Origin of the sequence: Phenylobacterium sp. (assembly GCF_035569475.1) — a bacterium.
Lineage (GTDB): Bacteria > Pseudomonadota > Alphaproteobacteria > Caulobacterales > Caulobacteraceae > Phenylobacterium.
Window position 1 is genome coordinate 1 of record NZ_DATMNA010000102.1, and the last position, 15,532, is coordinate 15,532.

The window sequence follows — 15,532 nt, forward strand, 5'->3', positions numbered from 1 at the left end:
CCTAAAACGCCGTGGCGCCATCCTGACCGCGATTTCATTTGCGCTCGCGTAACGGTGGCATCACAAGCGCGGGAACCGCCTAAGATGCGGGGCCGCGTATCGAGGCGTCGCTGATTCGCGGAGAGCTGTAGGGGGCTCGGGAAACAGCTTGATGCGGTTGAAACCACAGTACCTGTTCGTCATCGTCGTCGCCGGCCTGGTGGCGCTCTATTTCATCGCGCGCAGCCTGATGAGCCTGGGCGCGCCGGCCACCGCCCACCCCAAGGCCAAGCCGCCCTCCGGGCCGCCCAGCGTCCAGGCCAGGCTGATCCCCGAAGTGGAACGGCGCTACGACGTCGTGGTTCGCGGCCGCACCCAGGCGACACGCGCAGTGGTTGTGCGCTCCGAGACCTCCGGGGTTGTGGCGCAGGCGCCGGTGCTGCAGGGCACCTATGTCAGGCAGGGCCAAGTGCTGTGCCGCCTCGCCGTCGATGCGCGCCAGGCCGCGCTCGACCAGGCTCACGCCGCGGAGAAGTCCGCCGAACTCGCCCAGCAGCAGAACGAGCAGCTCGCCGCGAAGGGCTTCCGCTCACCGACCCAGGTCCTGCAGGGCCAGGCCAACCTCGACGCCTCCCGCGCCGCCGTTCGCCAGGCGGAGATCGCGCTCGCCCAGGTGAACCTGAAGGCGCCCTTCACCGGCGTCTTCGACCACCGCGACGCCGAGATCGGCGCCTTCCTGGGGCCCGGCCAGCCCTGCGGCACGATGATCGAGATCGACCCCCTGCTGGTGGTCGGCGACGTGCCGGAGACCCAGGCCGCCAAGATGAAAGTGGGCGCCCTGGCGACCGCCAAGCTGGTGTCCGGCCAGACGCTCAGCGGGCGCATCCGCTACGTCAGCCGCGACGCCGACCCGCAGACGCGTACTTACCACCTCGAAATGACGCTGCCGAACCCCAGGCTCGACGTCCGCTCCGGCCTGTCGGCGGAGATGCATATCGGCGCGGGCTCGGGCCCGGCGCACCTGGTGCCGGTCTCGTCCCTGGTGCTGGACTCCGCCGGCCGCCAGGGCGTCCGCTACGTGGTGGGCGACGGCCGCGTGGCCTTCGCCCCGGTGAACGTCATCGAGGAGACCCATGACGGGGTGTGGGTGACGGGCTTGTCCGGCCCCGTGCAATTGATCACCGTCGGCCAGTCCTATGTCGCCGACGGCCAGAAGGTTCGTGTCGCTGCGGCGCAGTAGCGCTCCTGTCCCCCATTTTCGCGCGCGAAAATGGAAGAATGTCAGATACTTGCCGGGATTTCCCGCGGAAATCCCGGACGGAGAAAGACCATGATCGCCGCCCTCATCGACGGAGCCATCAAGCGCAAGAAAGTGGTGCTGGGCGTCACGGTGATCGCCTGCATCTTCGGCTTCTTCACCTACCTGGCCATGCCGCGCGAGGCGCAGCCGGACATCGACCTGCCTTACATCTCCATCGTCGTGCCGTTCCCGGGCGTGAGCCCGGAAGACGCCGAGCGGTTGCTGATCAAGCCGCTGGAGGTGCAGCTCCAGACCATCCAGGGCGTCAAGCACATGAACGCCGTCGCGCGCGAGAGCGCGGCGATCGTGACGCTCGAATTCGACCCGAGCTTCCCCAAGCAGAAGGCGCTGGACGACGTCCGCTCGAAGGTCGACCTGGCGCGCGCGCGCTTCCCGCCGGACGCCGAGCCGCCGATCATCCAGGAGCAGAGCTTCTCCGACCAGCCGATCATCGGCATCGTCCTGCACGGCCAGGCCCCGGAGCGCGAGCTCGCGCGCATCTCCAAGGACCTGAAGGAGCGGCTGGAAAGCGCGCCCGGCGTCCAGGAGGCGTTCGAGAGCGGCGCCCGCGAAGAGCTGCTGGACGTGACCATCGATCCCCTGCGGATGGAGGCCTACAACGTCACGGCCACCGACCTGGCAGGTGTGATCGCGCGCAACAACCAGCTTGTTCCCGCCGGCGACCTGCGCTCCGGCGCCGGCATGTTCGCCATGAAGGTGCCGGGCGTGGTGCAGAACCCCGCCGACATCCTGGCGCTGCCCATCAAGAAGAGCGGCGACCGGATCGTCACCATCGGCGACATCGGCAACGTGCGGCGCACCTTCAAGGAGCCGGACTTCATCACCCGCTTCAACGGCCAGCCCGCGGTGGCCCTGGACGTCACCAAGCGCAACGGCGCCAACATCCTCGACACCGTGAAGTCCATCAAGAGCGTCGTCTCCGAGGAGGAGAAGCATTGGCCGGCGACCGTGAAGGTCGACTACACCTACGACAATTCCGACTTCATCGGCCGCACCCTCACCATCCTGGAGAGCGGCATCCTGATGGCGAGCCTTCTGGTGATGATGATCATCGTGGCCAGCCTCGGGATCCGTCAGGGGATCATCGTCGGCCTGGCCATCCCGGCCTGCTTCCTGATCGCCTTCCTGATGATCCACGCCGACGGCGTGACCCTGAACCAGATGGTGATGTTCGGCATGGTGCTGGCGGTCGGCATCCTGGTCGACGGCGGCATCGTGGTCGTGGAATACGCCGACCGGAAGATGGCCGAGGGCCTGCCCAAGGAGGAGGCCTTCGCCGCCGCCGGCAAGCGCATGTTCTGGCCGGTGGTCAACGGCACCCTGACCACGCTCTGCGCCTTCCTGCCGTTCATGTTCTGGGACTCGATCAGCGGCAAGTTCATGAGCTACCTGCCGCTCACCCTGTTCTTCGTGCTGGGGGCCTCGATCTTCGTGGCCCTGATCTTCACGCCCGCCGTGGGGTCGATCTTCGGCCGCGCCACCGCCGTCGACGCCGCCCACCTCGCCGAGATCGAGAAGTCCGAGCATGGCGATCCGCGCGAGATGACGGGCTTCATGGGCTGGTACGCCCGCACCCTCTCCTATCTCGGCCATCATCCGGGGCGGGTCGTGCTGGCGACGCTGGGGATCATCTTCGTGGTCGGGTTCTGGTTCGTCGCCACCCCGCACCGGACCGAGTTCTTCCTCGACCAGGATCCCGAGCAGGTCACCGTCTACGTCAAGGCGCGCGGCAACCTCTCGCCGGAGGCCCAGGACAGCCTGATGAAGCAGGTCGAGGCCCGCCTGGTCGGCGTGAAGGGCATCGATTCCATGTACGTCCGCGCCGGCGGCATCACCACGGTGGGCGGCCCCACGTCGCCCCCCAACGACACCATCGGCCGCATCCAGGTGCAGTTCGACGAGTACGAGCAGCGCAAGGCCCTGGGCCTGCGCGGCAAGGACATCTCCGACGAGATCAACCGCCGCGTCGCCGACCTGCCCGGCATGCAGGTCGAGGTGCGCGAACCCGAGCAGGGGCCGCCCACCGGCAAGTCCGTGCAGGTGCAGCTCTCCAGCCATGACCCCGCCGCCCTCGACAAGGCCGCCGACCTCGTCAAGGCCAAGCTCGCCGCCGACCCGCAGCTCATCGACCTCGAGGACAACCGGACCTCGCCGGGCATTCAGTACAACCTGACCGTCGACCGGGTCGCGGCGGGCCGCTATGGCGTTGACGTGCTGGCGGTGGGCCAGGCGATCCAGTTCATGACCGAAGGCGTGCTGGTGGGCCGCTTCCGCCCCGACGACGCCCAGGACGAGCTCGACATCCGGGTGCGCTTCCCGATCGACGCGCGCACGGTGGCGGCCTTCGACCAGCTCAAGATCACCACGCCCTCAGGCCCGGTCCCGGCCAGCTACTTCGTCAAGCGCATCCCCAACCAGCAGGTCACTCAGATCCAGCGCCGCGAGGGCCAGCGCCTGGTGCTGATCCAGGCCAACGCCATCAAGGGCGTCGCGGCCAACCTGAAGGTCGGTCAGATCAAGCAGTGGGTCGCCGACAAGGCCAACCTCGACCCGGAGGTGCATGTGAAGTTCACCGGCGCCGATGAGGAAGGTCAGAAGGCGGCGCAGTTCTTCATGGTCGCGATGGTGGTGTCCCTGTTCATGATGGCCGTGATCCTGCTTTGGCAGTTCAACAGCTTCTACGGGGTGCTGGTGACCCTGTCGGCGGTGGCCTTGTCGACGATCGGCGTGCTTCTGGGCATCCAGGTGAACCTGCTGCACGCCTTCGACTACATCTCGGTGATCATGCTGGGCACGGGCGTGGTTTCCCTGGCCGGGGTCGTGGTCGGCCACAACATCGTGCTGGTGGACACCTTCTATCAGCTCCGACGGCAGGGCTACCTGGCGGACGACGCCTCCGTGCGGGCCGCCGCCCAGCGCTTCCGGCCGGTGATGCTGACGACGCTGGTCACCGTGGTCGGCCTGCTGCCGTTGATGTTCCAGATCCACCCGAACTTCCACAACGGCCATATCGAGTACAAGGCGCCCGGGTCGGAGTGGTGGGTGCAGCTATCCGCCGCGGTGGTCTGGGGCCTCAGCTTCGCGACCCTCTTGACCCTGGTGCTGACCCCGGTCCTGCTGGCCGCGCCGATGGTCGCCTCGCGGCGTTTCGCCTGGCTCTGGCGCGTGATCCGCGGCGCCCCGCCGGCGCCGGCGGTGAAGCCCTACGACATACCCAGGGCCGCGGAGTAGCCGTGGCGGCGCTGACCTCCCGCCTGGCGGGTCCTGAGGACATACCGGCGCTGGAAGCCGTGATGGACGCCGCCATCGCCGAGCTGCAGCAGGGGTTCCTCACCCCCGCCCAGATCGCCGCCAGCCGCACGATCATGGGCCTGGACCGCCAACTGATCGCCGACGGCACCTATTTCGTGATCGAGGCCGACGGCCAGATCGCCGGCTGCGGCGGCTGGAGCCGCAGGGCCACCCTCTATGGCGGCGACCATTCGCCGGGCCGCGACGCCGCCCTGCTCGACCCCGCTAGGGACGCGGCGCGCGTGCGGGCCATGTACACCCATCCCGCCTTCGCCCGCCGCGGCGTCGGCCGCCTGATCCTGGCGCTCTGCGAAGACGCCGCCCGGGCCGAGGGGTTCACCCGGCTGGAGCTGATGGGCACGCTCTCCGGCCAACCGCTCTACCTCAGCGCCGGCTACACGGTGATCGAGGAGATCCTCGACGACCGCGGCGGCGAGCCGGTGCCGCTCGCCCGCATGGGGAAGTCGATCGCGTCCTGATCGTTCCTCGCTGCGCGCTGCAGGTGTTGCAGGTTTAACCACCAAGGACGCCAAGAAACCCACGCGCACGGCGAGCGCCGCGCTTTGCTGGCGGGGCCATATCTTCTTGGTGGCCTTGGTGGTTAAGACAGGCCGCGGGCGCGGCCTCAGGTTTCCCGCGTCTGGCGCCGCCAGAGCGCGGCGTATTCCCCCGTCTTGGCCAGCAGCTCCGCGTGGGTCCCGCGCTCGACGATGCGGCCGCGGCGCAGGACCAGGATCTGGTCGGCGTCGACGATGGTGGACAGGCGGTGGGCGATGACCAGGGTCGTGCGGCCGGCCTTGACCTTGCGCAGGGTCTCCTGGATCGCCGCCTCGGTGGGCCCGTCGAGGGCGCTGGTGGCCTCGTCGAGGATCAGGACGCGGGGATTGGCCAGCAGCGCCCGGGCGATCCCCACCCGCTGGCGCTCACCGCCGGAGAGCTTCAGCCCCCGCTCGCCGACCATGGTCGACATGCCGTTCGGCAGGCTGTCGATGAATGGGCCCAACTCGGCGGCCTCGGCGGCGGCGCGCACTTCGTCGTTGCCCGCGCCCGGCCGGGCGAAGGCGATGTTGGCGTAGAGGCTGTCGTTGAACAGGGCCACGTCCTGCGGCACCAGGGCGACCGCCTGGCGCAGCGCCGTCTGCTTCACCTGGCGCATGTCCAGCCCGTCGATCAGCACCCGCCCGGAGTTGGGGTCGAGCAGGCGCATGGCGAGGCGCACGGCGGTGGTCTTGCCCGCGCCCGACGGCCCCACCAGCGCCGTCGTGGTCCCCGGCGGAGCCTCGAAGCTGACGTCCCGCAAGCCCACCGAGCGGGCGTCGTGCTGGAAGTTCACCCGGTCGAAGGCGACGGAGGCGCCGGCGCCGCTGGCCGGGGGCAGGTCGGTCGCGTCCGGCGCATCGACGATGTCGGGCGTGATGTCGCGCAGCGAGATCATCTGCTCCATGTCGATGAAGGCCTGGCGGATCTCGCGGTACTGGAAGCCCAGCATGCCCAGCGGCGCATAGAGGCCGCTCAAAAGGAAGATCGCGGTGGTGACGTCGCCGATCTTCAGGTGGCCGCCGGCGACCTCGTAGCCGGCCATGACCGTCAGCGCCGCCAGGCCCACGTTCAGGATCACCGACTGCGAGCCGTTCAACAGGTTGAGCGACGAGTTGGCCCGCGCGCTGGCGTCCACATAGTCGCCCATTGCCTGCTCGTAGGTGGACACGATGCGGTCCTCGGCCCCGAAGGTCTTCAGGGTCTCGTAGTTGATCAGGGCGTCGGAGGAGAGGCCCGCGACGCGGTTGTCTGTCTCGTTCAGCTCGCGCCGATGCGACAGCCGCCAGTTGGTGATCCGGAAGGTGACCACGACGTAGAGCACCAGGGTGGCGAGCGCGGTGATCGCAAAGCGCCAGTCCAGCCGCGCGACCATCACCGCCATGGCCATGACCAGCTCGACCGCTGTCGGGCCCAGGTTGAAGATCAGGCTGCGGATCAGGAAGTCGGTGGAGCGCGAGCCCCGGTCGATGATCCGCGTGAGCGTCCCGGTCTGCTTGCTCTGGTGGAAATCGAGCGACAGGCCCAGCGCATGGGCGAAGGTCTCCACGGCCGCCTTGGCCATGGTCGACTGCGAGACCCGCGTGAAGATGGCGTCGCGGGCGTAGGGCGCGCAGGCCGCGACCAGCCGCAGGGCGGCGAAGGCCATGGCCAGGCCGACGAAGGTCGCGCCAACGGCCACTCCGCCCTCGGCCACCGGCCGCAGGGTGTTGATGGCGTCCCCCAGCATCACCGGAGCGATCACCCCGGCCAGCTTGCCGACAAAGACCAGGGCCAGGGCCACGCCGATCCGCAGCCGCAACTGCGGCGCGCCCGAGCGCATCACCAGCGCCCAAAGGTCGGCCAGGGAGCCCCAGAAGCTGAACCTCGCCTCGCGGGGCGCCGGCTCGCCGCCGAAGCGGCGGGTCATTCCAGGGTGGGCGAAGGCCAACCGTTGCTCCGTCAGTGCACGAGAAGGGTGGATTGCACGCCGCCGCCCGGCGTCATCCAGTCGACCCGCAGGCCGGCAGGGGTGAGCTGGCTACGCATCGGCCCATCCGCAAGGGGCGCGGCGGCCGAGAGCTGGGCGGTCACCTGGTCGGCGAAGCCGTCGCCGGCGACCTGCAGTTGGTGCGCGCCTGCGCGGATCGGGCTCTGCGAGCCGAGGCTCCCCACATAGCGGCCGGCCGCGTCCGCCCGGCCCTCCGCGGCCTGACGGCCGTCCAGGCGCACGATCACGGTGGCCCCGGGGCCGACCTGGGTGGAGACCTCCACGCCGCCGCCGCGGTCGAAGTCGATGGCCCGCAGGCCGGGCCTCGCCGGCGTGTCGATGCGCAGGGCCGCGGCGCCCGCCCGCAGCAGCGCCGCCTGCCCCTGTGGCGTCACCAGCAGATAGCCTTCCGCCTGGATCTGGCGGCCACGCTCGCTGGCCGACAGGCCGAAGATACGGGGCTCGGCCGCGCCCGGCAGGGCGATGGTCCAGCGGCCATGGGCGTCGGCCGTGGCGAACATCGCCTGGCCCGCCGGGGTCGCCAGCCGCACCTTGCCGCCCGCCGGCGCCGCGCCGCTCAGGATGACGCCGGAGGCCGCCAGGCGAATGGCGTCGATCTGCGGCGGGGCCAGGTTGCCCGCCTCCGGGGCCGCGGCCTCCCGTTCCGGACCGGCGGCGGGCGGGTGCGCCCCGCAGGCCGCCAGGCCCAGGGCCGCGGCGGCGAGAACGGCGGCTGGGGATTTCGCGGGAACCACGGTTTGGTTGAAACTCCTTAACCCTGGGCCTAGCTAATCAGGCTTTCGCCCTGCGCCCACAAGCGGGCGAATCTTCCCGGAGTATCGATCAATGGGCGCCAAGCCCGACAGCCTGAAGTCCGTTTGCGTGTTCTGCGGCTCGTCCGACGCGGCCGATCCGGCCTTTCTGCGCGCCGCCGCCGACCTCGGCCGGGCGCTGGCGAAGGCGGACCTGCGGCTGGTCTACGGCGGCGGCGGCGTGGGCCTGATGGGCGCCACGGCGCGGGCCGCGCACGAGGCGGGCGGCAAGGTGCTGGGCATCATCCCCGACTTCCTGGTCGGCAAGGAGCGCGCGTTGGAGACGGTGGAGCACGTGATCGTCACCTCCATGCACGAGCGAAAGCAGATGTTCTTCGAGGAGTCGGACGGCTTCGTCATCCTGCCGGGCGGCATCGGCACCCTCGAGGAAGTGATCGAGCTCCTCTCCTGGCGGCGCCTCGACCTGCACACCATGCCGGTGGTCTTCTACAACCCCGACAATTTCTGGGGCCCGCTGTTCGCCCTCTTCCAGCACACCGTCGACGCCAAGCTGACCCCGCCGGCCTTCATGGGCGCCTGGACCGTGGTCGAAAGGGTCGAGGACATCGTGCCCGCCCTGTTCGTGGGCCCCAAGGCCGGCGCCTCGCCGATGCTGACCAGCGTGACCTAGGACCTTCCCTCCCCATGAAGGGAAGGGAAAGTCAGGGCACGTTCGCTTCCAACTCGTCCAGCCAGACCTTCGCGGTCCCGTCGGAGGGTGCGCGCCAGTCGCCGCGGGGCGAAAGCGCGCCGCCGGAGATCACCTTCGGCCCGTTGGGCATGGCCGAGCGCTTGAACTGGCTGATCTCGAAAAAGCGGTAGAGGAAGACGCCCAGCCATTTCTTGATGGCCGCCAGGTCGTAGGCGTTGCGCGCGCCTTCCGGGAAGTCGGGCGGCCAGTCGCCCGCGCCGGCGTCGCGCCAGGCGTGCCAGGCCAGGAACGCCACCTTCGACGGCCGCAGCCCGAAGCGGGTGATGTGATAGAGGCTGAAGTCCTGCAGCTCGTAGGGTCCGACCTTGGCCTGGGTCGACTGGATCGCGCCCGAGGCGTCGGCCGGCACCAGTTCCGGCGAGATCTCGGTGTCGAGGATGGCGAGCAGGGTCTTGGACGCCGCGGCGTCGAGCTGGCCGGTCTTCACCACCCAGCGGATCAGGTACTGGATCAGGGTCTTCGCCAGCGAGCCGTTGACGTTGTAGTGGCTCATCTGGTCGCCGACGCCGTAGGTGTTCCAGCCCAACGCGATCTCCGACAGGTCGCCTGTTCCGAGCACGAGACCCGAATGGCGGTTGGCCAGGCGGAACAGATAGTCGGTCCTGAGGCCCGCCTGCACGTTCTCGAAGGTGATGTCGTAGACCGGCTCGCCCCTGGCGAAGGGGTGGTCCATGTCGGCCAGCATCTGCCGCGCGGCCGGCTTGATGTCGATCTCCTGGCCGGTGACGCCCAGCGCCTTCATCAGCGCCCAGGCGTTGGCCTTGGTCCCCTCGCTGGTGGCGAAACCGGGCATGGTGAAGCCCAGGATCTCGCTGCGCGGCTTGCCCAGCAGGTCGAACGCCCTGCAGGCCACCAGGAGCGCGTGGGTGGAATCGAGCCCGCCCGAGATGCCGACGATCAGGTGTTTGGACTTGGTGGCCCGCAGGCGTTGGGTCAGGCCCTGGACCTGGATGTTGAAGGCCTCGTAGCAGTCCTGGTCGAGGCGAGCCGGGTCGTCCGGCACGAAGGGGAAGCGGTCGAGGCGCCGCTCGAGGCCCACGTCCTCGAAGCTGGGCCTGTGCTCGAAGGCGACCTTGCGGAAGGCCTTCTCCGGCCGCCCCGCGGCGACGGCGGCGTTGTTGAAGGTGGGCGTGCGCAGCCGCTCCAGGCGCAGGCGCTCCACGTCGATGTCGGCGACCGCCATCTGGGCCTTGGTCGGGAAGCGGTCGGTCTGGGCCAGCCGGCGGCCAAGCTCATGGATCGAGGCCTGGCCGTCCCAGGCGAGGTCGGTGGTGCTCTCGCCCGGCCCGGCGGCCGAATAGAGGTAGGCCGCCATGCAGCGCATGGACTGCGAGGCGCAGAGCAGTTCGCGCTCGTCGGACTTGCCGACCACGATGTTGGAGGCCGAGAGGTTGCAGAGGATCAGCGCCCCGGCCAGCGCCGCCTGGGTCGAGGGCGGCGTCGGCGACCAGAAGTCTTCGCAGATCTCGGCGGCGAAGCTGAAGTCGGCAAGGTCGCTGGCCTCGAACACCAGGTCGGTCCCGAAGGGGACGTCCTGGCCGGCCAGGCGCGTCGTCAGGCCAGTGACGCCCGCGCCCGGCGCGAACCAGCGATTCTCGTAGAATTCCCGATAGTTGGGCAGGAAACTTTTGGGGACGACTCCGAGAATCCTGCCGCGCGACATGACCACCGCGCAGTTGTAGAGCGCCCCCGAATGCGCGATGGGCGCTCCGACGATCAGCACGGGGGCGAGGTCCCGGCTGGCGGCGGCCAGGCCCTCGATCTCCGCCTCCACCCGCCGCAGCAGGGCGTCCTGCAGGAAGAGGTCGTCGATGGCGTAGGCCGACAGCCCCAGTTCCGGGAACAGCATCAGGTCGCAGGCCCGCGCGTGGCCGGCCTTGGCCAGTGTCAGGGTCTCGACGGCGTTGAGGCCCGGATCGCCCACCGCCACGGTCGGCGTGCAGGCCGCCACGCGCACGAAGCCGTGGCTGTGGATCGCGTGGAACGGTCGGGTCCCGGATCTGGTCACGGCGGTCGGCCCCTCATCCCCCCGCCACTAGCGCCTGATTTGCCGCCCGGGAGAAATGCTCACTTTGAGCATATATAGGCGGGGCGTTGAAGAATGGCAAAGGAGCTAATCCCTCCTCTTCAGGGGAGGGACAGGCCGCGCAGCGGCCAGGGTGGGGGATTCTCGTTCAAGCGGCGGACTCTCGGTCTGGCCCACAGACCCCCACCCGTCCGAGGCTTCGCGTCGTCCACCCGCCCCTAAAGAGGAGGGATGGCCAGATCAGTCGTCCCGATGAACCCGCTCGCGGCGCTCGTGGCGTTCCTGGGCCTCCAGGCTGAGCGTGGCGATCGGCCGGGCGTCGAGACGGGCGACGCCGATGGGCTCGCCGGTCTCCTCGCAGTAGCCGTAGCTGCCGTCCTCGATCCGCCGGAGCGCTTCGTCGATCTTGGAAATCAGCTTGCGTTGCCGGTCACGCGTGCGCAGCTCAAGAGACCGGTCAGTCTCCGACGAGGCGCGATCGGCCAGGTCGGGATGATTTTCGGTCTCGCTCTGCAGATGCTTGAGGGTCTCTCCAGATTCGCGGAGGATGTCCTCTTTCCAGTCGATGAGCTTCTGCCTGAAATACTCAAGCTGACGCTCGTTCATGAACTCCTCGTCCTCGGAAGGACGGTAACCAGGACGATCAGCCAACACGGCAGATGCCTTCATGGACACTCCGAGCCCCCTAAGCTGCCCGAGACACGCGCGGCGCTTATAGCAAACAAAACAGTGCATTCAATCTGCACGAGTGCGCGCGTGCCTTTAGGCCGCACGTGAGGCCCGTTCAAGCTTCGCCATTTCAACTGCGGCGCGAAGTTCGATGTCGTCGAGCACCGCTTCCAGATTGGGATCGTCGGTCTGCTCGCGCTCGTCGCGGATGGCGCGGCGCAGGCGGTCCAGGTCGCTGGCCGAGAGTTCGCCTTCGAGCAACGCCACCTTGATGTCGTCCAACACATCGAGGATGCGCCCGGCGCGGCGCACGGCGCGGCGCTTGCGTTCCAGGGGCCCGCCCACGTCCTGCAGGGCGAGGAGCGCGCCCAGGCCCATGACGCCGCCGGTCTGCGAAACCGACGAGGCCTGGCCGGCGCCGCCGGCCGGCTCGGGCGTAATGACGCGGAAGCCTTCGCCGCCGGCGCCGCGCGCCGGACGTGCGCCGGAGGACGATCCGATCCCGCTTGGGCCGGTGACCTTCATGCTGCGCGCTTCAATCCCTGTGACTCGAACTTGACCCCAGTTGTCGGCCGCCAAGCTTGCAGCATGGTTAATGCCGGGCAAAAACTGCCGCCGGCCCCGATCCGCACGGCGTCGGCGCAGGCCCCAAAACTGTTTTCATTGGCTTTTCCCAACCCCCGGAACTGGCACGCAGATCGCATAGCAACCGGCGAAGCAGCTTCAACCGGTTGATCATGCGTCTTTCCCTCCGCGCCGTCCCCGCCCTTCTCCTGGCGATCAGCCTCGCCGCGGGGCTGTGCGCCGGGCCGGCGGCCGCGAAATCCCGCATCAAGGACATCGTCGAGTTCGAAGGCGTCCGCGCCAACCAGCTCGTCGGCTATGGCATCGTCGTGGGCTTGAACGGCACCGGCGACGCCCTGCGCAACGCCCCCTTCACCCAGCAGAGCCTGCAGTCCGCCCTGGAGCGGCTGGGCGTCAACACGCGCTCGGCCACGCCGAACACCAAGGACGTGGCCGCGGTGATGGTCACCGCCAACCTGCCGCCCTTCTCCGCCCCCGGGGCGAAGATCGACGTGACGGTCTCGGCGATCGGCGACGCCAAGAGCCTGCTGGGCGGCACGCTGCTGATGACCCCGCTCTACGGCGCCGACGGCCAGGTCTATTCGGTGGCGCAGGGCACGGTGCAGACCGGCTCGATCAGCGCCTCGGGCGCCTCGGGCTCGACGATCTCCAAGGGCGTGCCCACCGCCGGCCGCATCGCCGGCGGCGGCAATGTCGAAAAGGACACCGGCTTTCAGCTCGCCAGCATGACGACGCTGCGGCTGACCCTGCGCAACCCCGACTTCACCACCGCCCAGCGGATCGCCGACGTGATCAACGGCCGCTTCCCCGGCACAGCCCAAATGCAGAACCCCACCATCGTCGCCATCCGCCCGCCGACCGGCCAGGACATGGTCAGCTTCGTGAGTCAGGTGGAGAACCTCGCCATCGAGCCCGACGCCCCCGCCAAGGTGGTGATCGACGAGGTCGCCGGCGTCATCGTCATGGGCGAGAACGTGCGGGTCTCCACCGTCGCCATCCAGCAGGGCAACCTGACGATCACGGTGCGCGAGAGCTCGCAGGTCAGCCAGCCCACCCCCTTCTCCAGGGGCGGGACCACCGCCATCGTCCCGCAGTCCGACATCTCGGTGGACGAGGAGAAGGGCAAGAAGTTCGTCACCCTGAGGAGCGGCGCGTCGCTGTCCTCCATGGTGGCGGGGCTGAACGCCCTGGGCGTCACGCCGCGGGACATGATTTCCATTCTGCAGAGCATCAAGACCGCCGGCGCCCTGCAGGCCGAGATCCAGGTGCAATAATGACCGACCTCACCGCCGCCACCGCCCTGCCCGCCAACCTGCTGGCCCCCGCGACGCCGGCCGCCGCCGCGCCCAGCGCCGCGGAAATGGCCAAACGCGGCCAGATCAAGCAGACCTCGCAGAAGTTCGAGTCCGCCTTCCTGTCCGTCATGCTGCAGCAGATGTTCGACGGGACCGAGACGGCCGCGCCCTTCGGCGGCGGCGTCGGCGAGCAGATGTTCAAGTCGTTCTTAACCGAGGCCATGGCCAACAAGATGGTCGCCAACGGCGGTATCGGCCTGGCCGCTTCGGTCCAGCGCGAGATGCTCAAGATGCAAGGGCTGCATTGATGAACGTGACCGCCGAAGACGCCGCTGAGCGGGTCGAGCAGCTCATCCTGCTCACCGACCGGCTGACCAGCCTGGTGGCCGGACAGGCCAAGGCCTTCGAGGACCGCCGCCCGCACGAGGCGGCGACCTATGTCGAGGAAACCCAGCGCCTCGCCAACATGTACCGCCACGAGTCGGCCCGCATCCGCGCCAACCCGTCCCTGGTCGACAGCGCCCCGCGCGATCAGCGGCTGCGCCTGATCCGCGCCACCGAGGCCTTCGACGCTGTGCTCGCCCGCCAGAGCCGCGCGGTCAACGCCGCCAAGACCGTCACCGAGGGCCTGGTCCGCGCCATCGCCGAGGAAGTGGCCAGCCAGCGGCAGAAGGGCGTCAGCTACGGCGCCAACGGGATCCAGAGTCCCAACGCCGCGGCGATCGCGATCACCCTGAACAAGCGCGCCTGATTCGGACGGCGTCCGGCCGCTCCTCGCGTCCGGCGTGCGCCCCGGCGCGGGGAATCCGGGCCAACCTGCCCCGCAGGGGTGGCGGAGGCCGGTCGGCGGCACTACCTACCAGGCACAGAAACCAGCCCAGGTGCGGGTGTTTCGGCCATGATGACCCAGCTCAAGTCCGCCCATGTCCGCCGCGCGGCGATCGCCGCGGCGATCCTGCTCAGCGGAGCCGCCAGCGCCCACGCGCAGCTTCCCAAGGACTCCATCGCCGGCGAGCCCTGGCGCGCGCCCAGCTACACACCGCCGACGCCGCGCGTGACCTCCAGCCTCGACGCCACCAAACCTCCGGCGCCCGACCAGCGCCAGGTGCGCACCCTCGCGACCGCGCTCTTCGCCAAGCCGGCCGCCGCCCATCGCGCCGCCGACAAGGCCGCGGCCGCCGCCGAGCCGCCCATCCCGCCCGCCCCGCCCAAGGCCGAGTGGCTCCAGGACGACGGCCTGCACCATGGCGGCGACGGCGTGCTGCTGAGCGCGCCGTTCTAGGCGCGGATGGGCGGCGGGCCGCGAGCCTTGAACGACCTTGGGCCGCTGCCCGCCTTCGTGATCTGAACTCACGAACACCTCGCCCAGATGTCGTTTGGGATGCCCGCCGACTGTCGTTATATCGACACGGAAGCTTGTGAGCTGAGGTCACATGGCCAAGCGCAGCCAACTGCCGTTGACGGCCCTTCGGGCGTTCGAGGCCTTCGCCCGCCTCGGCAAGATGAGCCTCGCCGCCGACGAGCTCTGCGTCACCCACGGCGCGGTCAGCCGCCAGGTCCGCAGCCTCGAAGCGCTCTGCGGCGTCAAGCTGACGCAAGGGCCGCGCAACGCCCTGAAGCTCACCGACGCGGGCGAGCGCCTGGCCCGGTCCCTCGGACGCACCTTCGATGAGCTGGAGCAGTCGTTCCGCGAGGTGAAGGCCGCCGCCGACCGCGAGCTGCACGTCTCCTGCGTGGGAACCCTGGCCATGAAGTGGCTGATCCCGCGGCTCTCCGGCTTCCACGCCCGCCATCCGGACCTCTCGATCCGGGTCACCGAGGCCTACGGGCCGGTGGACTTCACCCGTGAACCCTTCGACGCGGCCATCCGCCTGACCGAGAGCGTCGTGGGCGAAGGCCTGACGGCCACGCCCTTCCTGGACAACTTCCACGGCCCCGTCGTGGCGCCGCCGTTGGCCGCCGGCGGCCTCGACCTGGCGCGTACGCCGCGGCTGCACACCCGGCCGCACCGCCAGGCCTGGGCCGAGTGGTCCGACCACGCCGGCGTGCCGGTCCCCGAGCCGCCGGAGAACCGCGAGTACGAGCATCTGTTCTACATGCTGGAGGCGGCCGTCGCGGGCCTCGGCGTCGGGCTTTCGCCCTGGATCTACGTCGCCAACGACATCGCCGCCGGGCGGCTTGCGGCGCCCTTCGGCTTCACCGCCACACCGGCGAAGTTCCACCTGATCCTGCCCGGCCAGCCGCCGAAGCGCGGCCTGAAGGCCTTCCGCGAATGGCTGATCGAGGAGGCCGCCACGGCTCCGGCCCCGCCGGTCCTGGCCGACGCCGCGGCTTGA

14 protein-coding genes are annotated in these 15,532 nt (G+C 69.4%); 9 read left to right on the forward strand and 5 right to left on the reverse strand.

All coding sequences use genetic code 11. From position 1 onward, the window contains the following. Positions 1-151 precede the first annotated feature (151 nt). From VNW53_RS16535 to VNW53_RS16545, 3 genes are all read left to right on the forward strand, one after another. Positions 152-1,219, forward strand: a complete 1,068-nt coding sequence (locus VNW53_RS16535; protein WP_325556922.1) for an efflux RND transporter periplasmic adaptor subunit — start codon at positions 152-154, stop codon at positions 1,217-1,219. A 90-nt stretch (positions 1,220-1,309) separates the two neighbouring features. Beyond that, complete coding sequence (locus VNW53_RS16540; RefSeq protein ID WP_325556923.1) at positions 1,310-4,531, forward strand: efflux RND transporter permease subunit; 3,222 nt, start codon at positions 1,310-1,312, stop codon at positions 4,529-4,531. 62 nt (positions 4,532-4,593) lie between these two features. Further along, complete coding sequence (locus VNW53_RS16545; protein WP_325556973.1) at positions 4,594-5,070, forward strand: GNAT family N-acetyltransferase; 477 nt, start codon at positions 4,594-4,596, stop codon at positions 5,068-5,070. 146 nt (positions 5,071-5,216) lie between these two features. On the opposite strand, the gene VNW53_RS16550 is transcribed toward VNW53_RS16545, so the two are convergent. After that, a complete protein-coding gene (locus VNW53_RS16550; RefSeq protein ID WP_325556974.1) occupies positions 5,217-7,037 on the reverse strand; it encodes an ABC transporter ATP-binding protein/permease in 1,821 nt (606 codons plus the stop codon). Between the two features lie 32 nt (positions 7,038-7,069). Next, the gene (locus VNW53_RS16555; RefSeq protein WP_325556924.1) at positions 7,070-7,852 is read right to left on the reverse strand and encodes a hypothetical protein; all 783 of its coding nucleotides are present in this window, start codon (positions 7,850-7,852) and stop codon (positions 7,070-7,072) included. A 91-nt stretch (positions 7,853-7,943) separates the two neighbouring features. On the opposite strand from VNW53_RS16555, the gene VNW53_RS16560 reads away from it, so the two are divergent. Then, complete coding sequence (locus VNW53_RS16560) at positions 7,944-8,540, forward strand: TIGR00730 family Rossman fold protein (protein WP_325556925.1); 597 nt, start codon at positions 7,944-7,946, stop codon at positions 8,538-8,540. Positions 8,541-8,571: 31 nt separating this feature from the next. On the opposite strand, the gene VNW53_RS16565 is transcribed toward VNW53_RS16560, so the two are convergent. From VNW53_RS16565 to VNW53_RS16575, 3 genes are all read right to left on the reverse strand, one after another. Further along, entirely contained in the window at positions 8,572-10,629 is a 2,058-nt protein-coding gene (locus VNW53_RS16565; RefSeq protein ID WP_325556926.1) for an NAD(+) synthase, read from the reverse strand. A 258-nt stretch (positions 10,630-10,887) separates the two neighbouring features. Further along, the gene (gene dksA, locus VNW53_RS16570) at positions 10,888-11,316 is read right to left on the reverse strand and encodes an RNA polymerase-binding protein DksA (protein WP_293372079.1); all 429 of its coding nucleotides are present in this window, start codon (positions 11,314-11,316) and stop codon (positions 10,888-10,890) included. A 93-nt stretch (positions 11,317-11,409) separates the two neighbouring features. After that, positions 11,410-11,895 (reverse strand): flagellar assembly protein FliX, encoded by a 486-nt coding sequence (locus VNW53_RS16575; RefSeq protein ID WP_325556927.1) that lies wholly within the window; start codon positions 11,893-11,895, stop codon positions 11,410-11,412. Between the two features lie 158 nt (positions 11,896-12,053). Between VNW53_RS16575 and VNW53_RS16580 the strand changes: the two genes are divergently transcribed. The 5 genes from VNW53_RS16580 (at position 12,054) to VNW53_RS16600 (ending at position 15,532) form a co-directional block, all read left to right on the forward strand. Then, positions 12,054-13,175, forward strand: coding sequence for a flagellar basal body P-ring protein FlgI (locus VNW53_RS16580; protein ID WP_325556928.1), 1,122 nt, complete (start codon positions 12,054-12,056; stop codon positions 13,173-13,175). Then, complete coding sequence (locus VNW53_RS16585) at positions 13,175-13,504, forward strand: rod-binding protein (RefSeq protein ID WP_325556930.1); 330 nt, start codon at positions 13,175-13,177, stop codon at positions 13,502-13,504. The genes VNW53_RS16580 and VNW53_RS16585 overlap by 1 nt, the downstream gene beginning before the upstream one ends. After that, entirely contained in the window at positions 13,504-13,947 is a 444-nt protein-coding gene (locus VNW53_RS16590; protein ID WP_325556932.1) for a flagellar basal body protein, read from the forward strand. The genes VNW53_RS16585 and VNW53_RS16590 overlap by 1 nt, the downstream gene beginning before the upstream one ends. A 147-nt stretch (positions 13,948-14,094) precedes the next feature. After that, complete coding sequence (locus VNW53_RS16595) at positions 14,095-14,478, forward strand: hypothetical protein (RefSeq protein WP_325556933.1); 384 nt, start codon at positions 14,095-14,097, stop codon at positions 14,476-14,478. Between the two features lie 151 nt (positions 14,479-14,629). After that, positions 14,630-15,532, forward strand: a complete 903-nt coding sequence (locus VNW53_RS16600; RefSeq protein WP_325556934.1) for a LysR substrate-binding domain-containing protein — start codon at positions 14,630-14,632, stop codon at positions 15,530-15,532.

Coding starts and splice junctions, on each gene's coding strand:
- VNW53_RS16535 (WP_325556922.1), top strand. CDS start 152: ATGCGGTTGAAACCACAGTACCTGTTCGTCATCGTCGTCGCCGGCCTG.
- VNW53_RS16540 (WP_325556923.1), top strand. CDS start 1,310: ATGATCGCCGCCCTCATCGACGGAGCCATCAAGCGCAAGAAAGTGGTG.
- VNW53_RS16545 (WP_325556973.1), top strand. CDS start 4,594: ATGGACGCCGCCATCGCCGAGCTGCAGCAGGGGTTCCTCACCCCCGCC.
- VNW53_RS16550 (WP_325556974.1), bottom strand. CDS start 7,037: ATGACCCGCCGCTTCGGCGGCGAGCCGGCGCCCCGCGAGGCGAGGTTC.
- VNW53_RS16560 (WP_325556925.1), top strand. CDS start 7,944: ATGGGCGCCAAGCCCGACAGCCTGAAGTCCGTTTGCGTGTTCTGCGGC.
- dksA (WP_293372079.1), bottom strand. CDS start 11,316: ATGAAGGCATCTGCCGTGTTGGCTGATCGTCCTGGTTACCGTCCTTCC.
- VNW53_RS16580 (WP_325556928.1), top strand. CDS start 12,054: ATGCGTCTTTCCCTCCGCGCCGTCCCCGCCCTTCTCCTGGCGATCAGC.
- VNW53_RS16585 (WP_325556930.1), top strand. CDS start 13,175: ATGACCGACCTCACCGCCGCCACCGCCCTGCCCGCCAACCTGCTGGCC.
- VNW53_RS16590 (WP_325556932.1), top strand. CDS start 13,504: ATGAACGTGACCGCCGAAGACGCCGCTGAGCGGGTCGAGCAGCTCATC.
- VNW53_RS16595 (WP_325556933.1), top strand. CDS start 14,095: ATGATGACCCAGCTCAAGTCCGCCCATGTCCGCCGCGCGGCGATCGCC.
- VNW53_RS16600 (WP_325556934.1), top strand. CDS start 14,630: ATGGCCAAGCGCAGCCAACTGCCGTTGACGGCCCTTCGGGCGTTCGAG.